This window comes from Pseudomonas putida, from assembly GCF_026625125.1.
Lineage (GTDB): Bacteria > Pseudomonadota > Gammaproteobacteria > Pseudomonadales > Pseudomonadaceae > Aquipseudomonas > Aquipseudomonas putida_X.
This window is the reverse complement of the sequence record NZ_CP113097.1, coordinates 4,276,235-4,288,944: the sequence shown is the minus strand read 5'-3', so window position 1 is coordinate 4,288,944 and position 12,710 is coordinate 4,276,235. Positions and strand designations below refer to the sequence as shown.

General features: G+C 62.4%; 12 protein-coding genes. All 12 read left to right on the top strand.

Features of this window, described 5'->3' with window-relative positions:
• Positions 1-451: 451 nt before the first annotated feature.
• The 12 genes from OSW16_RS19740 (at position 452) to astE (ending at position 12,531) form a co-directional block, all read left to right on the top strand.
• Entirely contained in the window at positions 452-1,237 is a 786-nt protein-coding gene (locus OSW16_RS19740) for an ABC transporter substrate-binding protein (protein WP_267817822.1), read from the top strand.
• Positions 1,238-1,325: 88 nt separating this feature from the next.
• Positions 1,326-2,015, top strand: a complete 690-nt coding sequence (locus tag OSW16_RS19735) for an ABC transporter permease (protein ID WP_267817820.1) — start codon at positions 1,326-1,328, stop codon at positions 2,013-2,015.
• The gene (locus OSW16_RS19730) at positions 2,012-2,710 is read left to right on the top strand and encodes an ABC transporter permease (protein ID WP_241804635.1); all 699 of its coding nucleotides are present in this window, start codon (positions 2,012-2,014) and stop codon (positions 2,708-2,710) included. Before OSW16_RS19735 ends, OSW16_RS19730 begins: the two co-directional genes overlap by 4 nt.
• Before the next feature lie 22 nt (positions 2,711-2,732).
• Positions 2,733-3,497 (top strand): ABC transporter ATP-binding protein, encoded by a 765-nt coding sequence (locus OSW16_RS19725; RefSeq protein WP_241804634.1) that lies wholly within the window; start codon positions 2,733-2,735, stop codon positions 3,495-3,497.
• A 100-nt stretch (positions 3,498-3,597) separates the two neighbouring features.
• Positions 3,598-4,578, top strand: coding sequence for a transcriptional regulator ArgR (argR, locus tag OSW16_RS19720; RefSeq protein WP_267817816.1), 981 nt, complete (start codon positions 3,598-3,600; stop codon positions 4,576-4,578).
• 329 nt (positions 4,579-4,907) lie between these two features.
• Positions 4,908-6,128: an aspartate aminotransferase family protein gene (locus tag OSW16_RS19715; RefSeq protein ID WP_267817814.1), complete on the top strand. Its 1,221-nt coding sequence runs from the start codon at positions 4,908-4,910 to the stop codon at positions 6,126-6,128.
• A 139-nt stretch (positions 6,129-6,267) separates the two neighbouring features.
• The gene (gene aruF / locus OSW16_RS19710; RefSeq protein ID WP_039602670.1) at positions 6,268-7,287 is read left to right on the top strand and encodes an arginine/ornithine succinyltransferase subunit alpha; all 1,020 of its coding nucleotides are present in this window, start codon (positions 6,268-6,270) and stop codon (positions 7,285-7,287) included.
• A 54-nt stretch (positions 7,288-7,341) separates the two neighbouring features.
• Positions 7,342-8,370 (top strand): arginine N-succinyltransferase, encoded by a 1,029-nt coding sequence (gene astA / locus OSW16_RS19705; RefSeq protein WP_267817811.1) that lies wholly within the window; start codon positions 7,342-7,344, stop codon positions 8,368-8,370.
• On the top strand, positions 8,371-9,834 hold the full coding sequence (gene astD / locus OSW16_RS19700) for a succinylglutamate-semialdehyde dehydrogenase (protein ID WP_267817809.1): 1,464 nt from the start codon (positions 8,371-8,373) through the stop codon (positions 9,832-9,834).
• 23 nt (positions 9,835-9,857) lie between these two features.
• Complete coding sequence (gene astB, locus OSW16_RS19695; protein WP_267817807.1) at positions 9,858-11,207, top strand: N-succinylarginine dihydrolase; 1,350 nt, start codon at positions 9,858-9,860, stop codon at positions 11,205-11,207.
• A gap of 15 nt (positions 11,208-11,222) precedes the next feature.
• A complete protein-coding gene (locus OSW16_RS19690; protein ID WP_039602667.1) occupies positions 11,223-11,513 on the top strand; it encodes a hypothetical protein in 291 nt (96 codons plus the stop codon).
• A gap of 10 nt (positions 11,514-11,523) precedes the next feature.
• Positions 11,524-12,531 (top strand): succinylglutamate desuccinylase, encoded by a 1,008-nt coding sequence (astE, locus tag OSW16_RS19685; protein WP_267817804.1) that lies wholly within the window; start codon positions 11,524-11,526, stop codon positions 12,529-12,531.
• Positions 12,532-12,710: the final 179 nt, after the last annotated feature.

The following is a 12,710-nucleotide window of genomic DNA, read 5'->3' as shown; positions in this document are numbered from 1 at the left end:
ACCGGCGGGGTTTTTGCTTTACTGTTACCCGACATTCATCGGTAACTCTGTTTGTCACCGATTACGCACAGTCACGGGGCGAGCGGGAACACTCATGACTCGTTTCGGTGCGTTCATGGCGCCATTTTTCCCATGGCGGCACGCTGCACTTGCCGTCGTACAAGGCTTTGCCAATAATAGGCCCAGTAATTGCTAGGTCTGTAGGTTGTTTTTCTTGCGCTCTTGCATATCTTGCAGGGGCTGTCAACCTCGCCCGCTGCCGTTTCAAGCGCTTCTGTAAGTAGTTGTCGCTTTGAAGAAATATCGACTACCGGGCTGTCGTTAAAATGCCACTCACTCGCTCGTGGTCTGCGACCTTGGTCGAACCCTGCGCGGCTCGCGTTGTACCCATTCGCATATCGGGCAGTTGTTACTCCTGCCTTGTATTGCCCCGTACCGATGGAGTTACCTGATGAAGAAGCTCGCACTGCTTGGCGCCCTGGCGCTTTCCGTGTTTTCCCTGGTGTCGCAGGCTGATGAAAAGCCGTTGAAAATCGGTATCGAAGCCGCTTACCCACCCTTCGCCTTCAAGCAGCCCGACGGCAGCATCGCTGGTTTCGACTACGATATCGGCAACGCCCTGTGTGAAGAGATGAAAGCCAAGTGCACCTGGGTAGAACAGGAGTTCGATGGTCTGATCCCGGCACTGAAAGTTCGCAAGATCGACGCGATCCTGTCGTCCATGTCGATCACCGAAGACCGCAAGAAGTCGGTCGACTTCACCAAGCGTTACTACCTGACCCCGGCTCGCCTCGTGATGAAGGAAGGGACTGCCGTGAGCGACAGCCTGGCTGAGCTCAAGGGCAAGAAGATCGGCGTGCAGCGTGGTTCGATCCACGACCGCTTCGCCAAGGAAGTGCTGGCCCCGCAAGGCGCTACCGTGGTGCCGTACGGTACCCAGAACGAAATCTACCTGGACGTCGCCGCTGGCCGCCTGGACGGCACCGTGGCCGATGCCACCCTGCTCGAAGACGGCTTCCTGAAAACCGACGCTGGCAAGGGCTTCGCCTTCGTGGGCCCGTCGTTCACCGACGTGAAGTACTTCGGTGACGGTGTCGGCATCGCCGTGCGCAAGGGTGACAAGGCCAACGCCGAGCGCATCAATGCCGCGATCGACGCCATCCGTGCCAACGGCAAGTACAAGGCGATCCAGGACAAGTACTTCAATTTTGACATCTACGGTCCAGACTCGAAGTAAGACGTCGGGTTTCACCTGTGCAATGGTGCAAACAGCAGAGGCTCTGAGGTTTGCACCATTTTTCATTCTCTAGGTCGAGGACCTCATCATGTTGAAAGGCTACGGGGCAGTCATCCTCGACGGGGCGTGGCTGACGCTGCAGCTCGCCCTGTCGTCGATGGCCCTGGCCATCGTACTCGGCCTGATTGGCGTGGCGCTGCGCTTGTCGCCGGTGCGCTGGCTGGCCTGGTTGGGCGATATGTATGCCACGGTGATCCGTGGTATTCCGGACCTGGTGCTGATCCTGCTGATCTTCTACGGCGGGCAGGACATCATCAACCGTGTGGCGCCGCTGGTCGGCTATGACGATTACATCGACCTGAATCCGCTGGTGGCAGGGATCGGTACCTTGGGCTTCATCTTTGGCGCCTATCTGTCGGAAACCTTCCGTGGTGCCTTCCTTGGTATCCCCAAGGGGCAGGCGGAGGCCGGCGCGGCCTACGGCATGAGCGGGCGGCAGGTGTTCTTCCGCATTCTGGTGCCGCAGATGATCCGTCTGGCGATTCCGGGCTTCACCAACAACTGGCTGGTGCTGACCAAGGCTACGGCGCTCATTTCGGTAGTGGGCCTGCAGGACATGATGTTCAAGGCCAAGCAGGCGGCAGACGCCACCCGCGAACCTTTCACCTTCTTCCTGGCGGTGGCTGCGCTGTACCTGGTGCTCACCAGTGTCTCGCTGCTGGCGCTCAAGTATCTCGAGAAGCGCTACTCGGTGGGCGTCAAGGTGGCTGAGCTATGATCTTCGACTACAACGTCATCTGGGAAGCGATGCCGCTTTACATCGGCGGGCTGCTGACCACGCTCAAGCTGCTGGCGCTGTCGCTGTTGTTCGGTTTGCTGGCGGCGGTGCCGCTGGGCCTGATGCGGGTGTCCAAACAGCCGCTGGTGAACATGACGGCCTGGCTGTACACCTACGTCATCCGCGGTACGCCGATGCTGGTGCAGTTGTTCCTGATCTATTACGGCCTGGCCCAGTTCGAGGCAGTGCGCCAGAGCATCTTCTGGCCGTGGCTTTCCAGTGCGACCTTCTGTGCCTGCCTGGCGTTCGCCGTCAACACCAGCGCCTACACCGCCGAAATCATCGCTGGCAGCCTCAAGGCCACGCCGCATGGCGAGATCGAGGCAGCCAAGGCCATGGGCATGTCACGCATGAAGATGTACCGCCGCATCCTGCTGCCTTCGGCCTTGCGCCGGGCGCTGCCGCAGTACAGCAACGAAGTGATCATGATGCTGCAGACCACCAGCCTGGCGTCGATCGTCACCCTGATCGACATCACCGGTGCCGCACGTACGGTCAATGCCCAGTATTACCTGCCTTTCGAGGCCTACATCACGGCGGGCGTGTTCTATCTGTGCCTGACCTTCATCCTGGTGCGCCTGTTCAAGATGGCCGAACGCCGCTGGCTCGGCTACCTGGCGCCGCGCAAGCACTGAACGCTCTGTGAGAACCGACAGCATGTACAAACTAGAAGTCCAAGACCTGCACAAGCGCTACGGCAGCCATGAAGTGCTCAAGGGTGTGTCCCTGGCGGCCAAGGCAGGCGATGTGATCAGCATCATCGGCTCCAGCGGTTCGGGCAAGTCGACCTTCCTGCGCTGCATCAACCTGCTCGAGCAGCCGCACGCCGGCAAGATCCTGCTCAACAACGAAGAGCTGAAGATGGTCGCCGGCAAGGACGGCGCCCTCAAGGCTGCCGACCCGCGCCAACTGCAGCGCATGCGCTCGCGGCTGTCGATGGTGTTCCAGCACTTCAATCTGTGGTCGCACATGACCGCGCTGGAAAACGTCATCGAGGCGCCGGTGCATGTGCTTGGCGTGAACAAGAAGGAAGCCCTGGAAAAAGCCGAGCACTACCTGGCCAAGGTGGGCGTGGCCCATCGCAAGGATGCTTTCCCGGGGCATATGTCCGGCGGTGAGCAGCAGCGTGTGGCGATTGCCCGGGCGCTGGCCGTGGAGCCGGAGGTGATGCTGTTCGACGAACCGACGTCGGCGCTGGACCCGGAGCTGGTCGGCGATGTGCTCAAGGTCATGCAGGCCCTGGCCCAGGAAGGCCGGACCATGGTGGTGGTGACCCACGAGATGGGCTTTGCCCGCGAAGTGTCCAACCAGCTGGTGTTCCTGCACAAAGGCCTGGTCGAGGAGACGGGCTGCCCGCGCGAAGTGCTGGTCAACCCACAATCGGAGCGGCTCAAGCAGTTTCTCTCTGGCAGCCTGAAGTAAAGGCTGCACCTTTGCACCAGAATAGGGCATGCTGCGCAGCAGTGCGCAGTCTGCCCTGGCGCCACAGACTCGAACGACTTCAGGTTTCGGACCTTACCCTATGACCACCCAGCGAATCGGTTTTCTCATCTGGCCAAGCACCAAGCCCTTGACGTTGGCGCTGGCGGAGGAAGTATTGCTGGTGGCCCAGCGGGTACATCCTGACGTGGTATACGAGCTGGCCTTTCTCCAGGCCGAGCCTGCGCAGGAAGGCGCCTGGCGCCTGCCGGGCGAGCCCTGGAGCGGGCGCCTGGAGGGGTGTCACAAGCTGTTCCTGCTCGCTGACGAACTGCCCCAGGCATTGGGGTCGGCGCTGTCCACGGCGCTCAAGCAACTGGCCCGCAGCGGCTGCATCATCGGTGGGCTGTCTGCAGGTGTGTATCCGTTGGCCATGCTCGGCCTGCTCGACGGTTACCGCGCTGCGGTGCATTGGCGCTGGCAAGACGATTTCGCCGAGCGTTTCCCCAAGGTCATCGCCACCAGCCATCTGTTCGATTGGGACCGTGATCGCCTGACCGCCTGCGGCGGTATGGCGGTGACCGATCTGCTGTTGGCGGTGCTGGCACGTGATCACGGGGCCGAGCTGGCGGGTGCGGTTTCCGAGGAGCTGGTAGTCGAGCGCATCCGTGAGGGTGGGGAGCGTCAGCGCATTCCGCTGCAAAACCGCCTCGGCTCCAGCCATCCGAAGCTGACCCAGGCGGTGCTGTTGATGGAGGCCAATATCGAAGAGCCGCTGACCACCGACGAAATCGCTCAGCATGTGTGCGTATCGCGCAGGCAGCTGGAGCGCATCTTCAAGCAGTACCTCAACCGTGTGCCTAGCCAGTACTACCTGGAGCTGCGGCTGAACAAGGCACGGCAGATGCTGATGCAGACCAGCAAATCGATCATCCAGATCGGCCTTTCCTGTGGCTTCTCCTCCGGCCCGCATTTCTCCAGTGCCTACCGCAATTTCTTTGGCGCCACGCCCCGCGAAGACCGTAACCAGCGGCGTAACAGCAGCCCCTTCGAATTGAGTTCGGCGCCTGCCGAAAAGGGCTGAACGCTGCCCGGTGCACTGCGCCTCTGTCGCCTGCAAGCCAGCGTCCAGGCTGATCGGGTTGCCGCCGGCCCGGTGGCGGCCGGCTTGGCGGTGAGGGCGGCGGTGCAGCCGGCCTATCTTCTTATGTGAACACCCGTTCACCCAGTCCCGCTCTGCCGTTACACTGCGCGATTGCGACAGTGTTTGTCGCATTGCCGAAAGCCTGGATAAAACTGGGTTTTGCGCTGTAACAAGTTGTCGCTTGGCCGCAAGGACAGGCGCAGATCAGTCCTTACAATCCCCCCATCGCTCGCCACTTCCAGGCCAGCGTTCCTCTTCAGGAGACTCAGATGTCCGTTGAGCAAGCCCCGGTGCAGCGTGCCGATTTCGACCAGGTCATGGTCCCCAACTATTCTCCGGCGGCCTTCATTCCTGTGCGAGGCGAGGGTTCCCGCGTGTGGGACCAGTCGGGCCGCGAGCTCATCGACTTTGCCGGCGGCATCGCGGTGAATGCCTTGGGCCACTGCCATCCGGCACTGGTCAAGGCCCTGACCGAGCAGGCCAATACCCTCTGGCACGTTTCCAACGTCTTCACCAACGAGCCGGCACTGCGCCTGGCGCACAAACTGGTCGACGCCACCTTTGCCGACCGGGCTTTTTTCTGCAACTCAGGCGCCGAATCCAACGAGGCCGCCTTCAAGCTGGCCCGTCGCGTCGCCCATGACCGCTTCGGTCCTGAGAAGCACGAAATCATCTCCGCCGTGAACAGCTTCCACGGTCGCACCCTGTTCACCGTCAGCGTCGGCGGTCAGCCGAAGTACTCGGATGGTTTCGGCCCGAAGATCACTGGCATCAGCCATGTGCCCTACAACGATCTGGAAGCGCTGAAGGCACAGATTTCCGACAAGACCTGCGCCGTGGTGATCGAGCCGATCCAGGGCGAGAGTGGTGTGGTCCCGGCCGACAAGGCGTACCTGGAAGGCGCCCGCAAGCTGTGTGACGAGCACAACGCCCTGCTGATCTTCGATGAAGTGCAGACGGGTGTGGGCCGTACCGGCTCGCTGTACGCCTATCAGCATTACGGTGTGACGCCAGACATCCTGACCAGCGCCAAGAGCCTGGGCGGTGGCTTCCCGATCGGCGCCATGCTCACCACCACTGAGCTTGCCAAGCATCTGGCGGTCGGTACGCACGGCACCACCTATGGCGGTAACCCGTTGGGCTGCGCCGTTGCCTGCGCGGTACTGGACGTGATCAATACCCCAGAAACCCTGGCCGGTATCAAAGCCAAGCACGAGCGCTTCAAGGCGCGCCTGGAGCAGATCGGCCAGAAGGCTGGCCTGTTCTCTCAGGTGCGTGGTGTCGGCTTGTTGATCGGCTGCGTGCTGACCGAAGCCTGGCAGGGCAAGGCCAAGGACATCCTCAATGCCGCCGAGAAAGAAGGCGTGATGGTGCTGCAGGCCGGCCCGGACGTGGTGCGCTTCGCGCCGAGCCTGGTGATCGAAGATGCCGATATCGATGAAGGTCTGGACCGCTTCGAGCGGGCTGTGGCCAAACTGACCCAGGCCTGATTCGCCGGCGGTCCCTTCGCCGGCTCCGTCGGGCCGGCGATTGCAGAATCCCAGTGCGGGCGCGTGCTTGCAGACTCAACACGCGCCCGCCGTTTTTCCGTGCCGCCAGAGCGGCCAGTTTTTCCAAAGGAGTGACACCATGCTGGTGATGCGCCCCGCGCAAATGGCTGATCTGAACGAAGTGCAGCGCATGGCTGCAGACAGCCCCGTTGGTGTCACTTCGCTGCCAGATGACGCTGCCCGTCTGGGCGACAAGATAGCCGCCTCGGAAACGTCGTTTGCTGCCGAAGTCAGTTTCAACGGCGAAGAAAGCTACTTCTTCGTGCTCGAGGACAGTGTCACCGGCAAGCTGGCCGGTTGCTCGGCAATCGTCGCCTCGGCAGGCTACTCCGAGCCTTTCTACAGCTTTCGTAACGAAACCTTCGTGCACGCCTCCCGCGAGCTGAAGATCCACAACAAGATCCACGTGCTGTCGCTGTGCCATGACCTCACCGGCAACAGCCTGCTGACCAGCTTCTATGTCCTGCCTGAACTGGTGAACAGTGGCTGGGCCGAGCTGAATTCGCGTGGTCGCTTGCTGTTCATGGCTTCGCACCCTGAGCGCTTTGCCGACTCGGTGGTCACCGAGATCGTCGGTTACAGCGATGAGCAAGGCGAGTCGCCGTTCTGGGATGCCATAGGGCGCAACTTCTTCGACCTCAACTACGCCCACGCCGAGCGCCTGTGCGGCCTGAAGAGCCGTACTTTCCTCGCCGAACTGATGCCGCACTACCCGATCTACGTACCCCTGCTGCCGGACGCTGCGCAGGAGGCCATGGGGCAGGTGCATCCGCGCGCGCAAATCACGTTCGACATCCTCATGCGTGAGGGCTTCGAGACCGAGCACTACATCGACATCTTCGATGGCGGCCCCACCTTGCATGCGCGTGCCTCGGGCATCCGCTCGATCGCCCAGAGCAGGGTGGTGCCGGTCAAGCTCGAGGAACTGCCTGCCAAGGGCGGGCGCCCGTACTTGGTGTGCAACGGCCAACTGCAGGATTACCGTGCGGTGCTGGTCGAGCTGGACTGGGTGCCGGGCAAGCCGGTGAGCCTCAGTGCCGAGGCTGCCGAGGCGCTGGGTGTGGGCGAGGGCGCCAGCGTGCGCCTGGTCGCGGTCTGAGGCCTGGGAACAGAGAGTTTCGCGGTAGCCACAGCGGCCGCACAAGGAGATAGCATGATCGTTCGTCCTGTACGCAGCAGCGATTTACCTGCGCTGATCGAGTTGGCACGCAGCACCGGTACCACCGGGCTGACCACCTTGCCGGCCAACGAGGAGCGCCTCGGGCACCGTGTCGGCTGGGCCGAGAAAAGCTTCCGGGGTGAAGCCGAGCGCGGAGACACCGACTACCTGTTCGTGCTGGAGAACGACGAAGGCCTGGTGGTCGGCATCAGTGCCATCGCCGGCGCCGTCGGCCTGCGCGAGCCCTGGTACAACTACCGGGTGGGCCTGACCGTCAGCGCCTCGCAAGAGCTGAACATCTATCGCGAGATCCCCACCCTGTTCCTGGCCAATGACCTGACCGGCAACTCCGAACTGTGCTCGCTGTTTTTGCGCAGTGACCACCGCTCTGGGCTCAATGGCCGCTTGCTGTCGCGGGCGCGCATGCTGTTCATCGCCGAGTTCCCGGAACTGTTCGGCAACAAGATCATTGCCGAAATGCGCGGCATGTCCGACGAGCAGGGCCGTTCGCCGTTCTGGGAGAGCCTTGGCCGGCACTTTTTCAAGATGGAGTTCAGCCAGGCCGACTACCTCACTGGCGTAGGCAACAAGTCGTTCATTGCCGAACTGATGCCCAAGTTCCCGTTGTACACCTGCTTCCTGTCGGAAGCCGCACGCAGCGTGATCGGCCGTGTGCACAGCGACACCGAGCCTGCGCTGGCCATGCTCAAGCAGGAAGGCTTCAGCTATCAGGGGTATGTGGACATCTTCGACGCAGGCCCCGCCATCGAGTGCGAAACCTCGAGGATTCGTGCCGTACGCGAGAGCCAGACCTTGGTGCTGGCCGTGGGTACGCCTGGCGATGACGCAACCCCTTACATCATCCATAACCGCAAGCGCGATGACTGCCGTATCACTGCCGCGCCCGCACGCCTGGCGGCGGGCACCCTGGTGGTCGACCCGCTGACCGCCAAGCGCCTGCGCATGGGCGCGGGCGACAACGTGCGCGCCGTACCGCTGTCGGCAAGCCGGGAGGCCCAGTAAATGACCACGCATTACATCGCCGGCAGCTGGCAGGCCGGCCAGGGTGGAGCCCTGCAGTCGCTCAACCCGGTCACGCAAGCCGTTGTCTGGCAAGGGCAGGGCGCCGAGGCCGGCCAGGTCGAGGCTGCCGTACAGGCTGCGCGTCAGGCTTTTCCAGCCTGGGCGCAACTGAGCCTGGAGGCGCGCATCGACGTACTGGAAAAGTTCGCCGAACAGCTGAAGCAGCATTCCGAGGCGCTGGCTCACTGCATTGGCGAAGAAACCGGCAAGCCGCTGTGGGAGTCGGCTACCGAAGTGAGCAGCATGGTCAACAAGGTCGCGATCTCGATACAGAGCTACCGCGAGCGCACGGGCGAGAAAAGCGGCCCGCTGGCAGATGCTACCGCGGTACTGCGGCACAAGCCCCACGGAGTGGTGGCAGTATTCGGCCCCTACAATTTCCCCGGCCATTTGCCCAATGGGCACATCGTTCCGGCACTGCTGGCGGGTAACTGTGTAGTGTTCAAGCCCAGCGAGCTTACCCCCAAGGTCGCTGAGCTGACCGTCAATTGCTGGATCGCCGCGGGCCTGCCTGCCGGCGTGCTGAACCTGGTGCAGGGCGCGCGCGATACGGGGGTGGCGCTGGCTGCCAACCCGGGTATCGATGGCTTGTTCTTCACAGGCTCCAGCCGCACCGGCAACTTGCTTCATCAGCAGTTTGCCGGCCGTCCGGACAAGATCCTTGCCCTGGAAATGGGCGGCAACAACCCATTGCTGGTGGATGAGGTCAAGGACCTCGATGCGGCGGTGTACACGATCATCCAGTCGGCGTTCATCTCCGCGGGCCAGCGCTGCACCTGCGCTCGCCGCCTGCTGGTGCCGCAGGGCGCCTGGGGCGATGCGCTGCTCGCGCGGTTGGTCGAGGTGTGCAAAGGCATCACGGTCGGCGCTTTCGATCAGCAGCCGGCACCTTTCATGGGTTCGGTCATTTCGCTACAGGCTGCGCAGGCGCTGATCGCGGCCCAGGCTGAGCTGCTCGCCAAAGGCGCCACCCCGTTGCTGGAGATGACCCAGCCCCAAGCCGATGCCGCATTGCTGACCCCGGGCATCATTGATGTCACTGCCGTGACCGACCGGCCCGACGAAGAATTTTTCGGCCCGCTGCTGCAGGTGATTCGTTACGCGGACTTCGATGCCGCCATCGATGAGGCCAACAACACCCAGTACGGCCTGGCGGCTGGCCTGCTGTCCGACTCCCGTGCCCGCTACCAGTATTTCTGGCTGCGCAGCCGCGCCGGCATCGTCAACTGGAACAAGCAACTGACCGGTGCCGCCAGCAGCGCGCCGTTCGGGGGGGTAGGCGCCAGTGGCAACCATCGCGCCAGCGCCTACTACGCCGCCGACTACTGCGCTTACCCCGTGGCTTCGCTGGAGACTGCCAGCCTTGCCCTGCCGGCGACCCTGACGCCGGGCGTCACCCTATAACAACAGGTCACGGAGCCTAGCCGATGAAATCCTATGAAGTGAATTTTGATGGCCTGGTGGGGCCTACCCACAATTACGGCGGCCTGTCCTACGGTAACGTGGCTTCGCAGAGCAACAGCCAGCAGGCCTCGAACCCGCGTGAAGCGGCGCGCCAAGGCCTGGCCAAGATGAAAGCGCTGGCCGATATGGGCTTCAAGCAGGGCGTGCTGGCGCCGCAGGAGCGCCCGGACGTGGCCGCTCTGCGTCGTCTGGGCTTCAGCGGTAGCGATGCCGAAGTGATCCGGCGCGCCGCCAAAGAGGCCATGCCGCTGTTGGTCGCCAGCTGTTCGGCATCGAGCATGTGGGTGGCCAACGCGGCCACCGTCAGCCCCAGCGCCGACACCGCTGATGGCCGCGTGCATTTCACCGCTGCCAACCTCAACTGCAAGTACCACCGCAGCATCGAGCATCCGACCACCAGCCGTGTGCTGGCCGCCATGTTCAGTAATGAGCAGCACTTTGCCCATCACCCGGCGCTGCCTGCCGTGGCGCAGTTCGGCGACGAGGGCGCGGCCAACCATACGCGCTTCTGCCGCAGCTACGGCGAGGCGGGCGTCGAGTTTTTCGTCTATGGTCGCAGCGCGTTCGACGGCCGTTATCCCGCGCCGCAGAAGTATCCGGCACGCCAGACCCTGGAAGCCTCACAGGCCGTGGCACGGCTTCACGGTCTGAGCGATGACGGTGTGGTCTACGCTCAACAGAACCCATCGGTGATCGATCAGGGTGTATTCCACAACGATGTGATTTCGGTGGGCAATGGCGAGGTGCTGTTCTACCACGAAGATGCTTTCCTCGAGACTGACGCGGTGCTTGGCCAGCTGCAAGCTAAACTGGCCAGCAAGGGTGGCAACTTCCAGGCTATCCGTGTACCACGGGCAGCGGTGGCGGTAGAGGATGCGGTGCGTTCCTACCTGTTCAACAGCCAACTGCTCAGCCGCGACGACGGCTCGATGCTGCTGGTGGTGCCGGAGGAGTGCCGCAACAATGAGCGGGTCTGGGCGTACTTGCAGCAACTGACCCGCCAGGGTGGCGCGGTGAAGGAGGTCAAGGTGTTCGACCTCAAGCAAAGCATGCAGAACGGCGGCGGCCCGGCATGCCTGCGCTTGCGCGTGGCTTTGAAGGAATCGGAACTGGCGGCGGTCAATCCAGGCGTTATCATGACCGCCCCGCTGTACGACACACTGGTGCAGTGGGTCGACAAGCACTACCGCGACCGCCTGGGCGAAGCGGACCTTGCCGACCCGCAGTTGCTGGTCGAATGCCGTACGGCGCTGGATGAGTTGACCCAGATTCTGAAGTTGGGCTCGGTCTATCCGTTCCAACGCCAACCTTGAAGAGAGACTTTTGTAATGACCGACGCCCTGCGCCTGATCCTTGAAGATGTAGACGGCACCCAGCTGGAAACTTCCTGCACCCGCTTTGCCGTTGTCTGGCAGGGCAAGGAAGTGTGGATTCAGCAAGACGGCCGTGGCCAATTGCTGATCGGTGTCGACGTCGATGAGAACGACACCGAGTACGCCAACCTGCTCCTGCGCCCGATGGCTACCAACCTGGTCAGCCTGCAGCTGGAGATGGAGCCGGCAGAAGTCGGTGAAGACGATGACCACGTCCATGGCCCCGACTGCGGCCACGACCACTAAGGAAGCGCCTATGCTCGCCCTTGGCAAATTGCTTGAGCTGACCCTGACCGATCACGAGCCGGCCGAGAAGACCCAAGTTACACCCAAGGGCGTGCGTTTACGCTGGCTGGGGGAGGGCGCACTCGAGGTGCGTCCGCCCGAAGGCGACGATTGCAGGCTGGACCTGCTGTTGTCGGCCGGTATTCATGGCAATGAAACAGCGCCGATCGAATTGCTCGAACGGCTGCTGCACGGCGTGGCCGATGGCACGATCAAGCCGCGTTCGCGTGTGATGTTCCTGTTCGGCAACCCAGCGGCGATCCGCAAGGGCGAGCGCTTCATCGAGCAGGACATCAACCGCCTGTTCAATGGTCGTCACGAGCTTTCCAGTGGTTTCGAGGCACTGCGTGCTGCGGAGCTTGAGCAGTTCGCCCGGGTGTTCTTCAGCAAGCCTGAGCGTACCCGTCTGCATTACGACCTGCACACCGCCATTCGTGGCTCCAAGATAGAGCAGTTTGCCCTTTACCCCTATAAAGAGGGGCGCAAGCATTCCCGCCGCGAGCTGGCTCGGCTGGCTGCTGCAGGCATGGAAGCGGTGCTGCTGCAGAGCAAGTCATCGATCACCTTCAGTGCGTTCACCTATGAGCAGCTGGATGCCGAAGCATTTACCTTGGAGCTCGGCAAGGCGCGGCCGTTCGGGCAGAACGAGCAGGTCAACCTCGACAAGCTGGAGCAGCGCCTGATCCAGATTATCGAAGGCGATGAGCCTGAGGCCGGGGAGTCGCTCGATGGTCTTAAACTGTTCAGTGTGGCTCGCGAGATCATCAAGCACAGTGAGGGCTTTCGCCTGCATCTGCCGGCGGATATCGAGAACTTCTCCGAGCTGAGCAAAGGTTATCTGCTGGCCGAGGACCTGGCTGAAATGCGCTGGGTGGTGGAGGAGGAGGGGGCGCGGATCATCTTCCCCAACCCCAAGGTCAAGAACGGGCTGCGCGCCGGGATTCTTATCGTCCCGGACTCAGGCCAGCGTCTGGGCTGAGTTTGCGCAGTGCCTGGCAGGAGCGGCCTTGTTGTCGCCAAAGGGCGCTTCTGCCAAGGCCGGTCGTCGCTGAACCTTGCCCATGACAATCATTTAATTCACCGCCTGTTCCATTTTCCCTTCCCTTGAGCGGTAATAGGCTTGCCAGCGGCAAAAGCCTGCATTTAGCATCCGGTCAT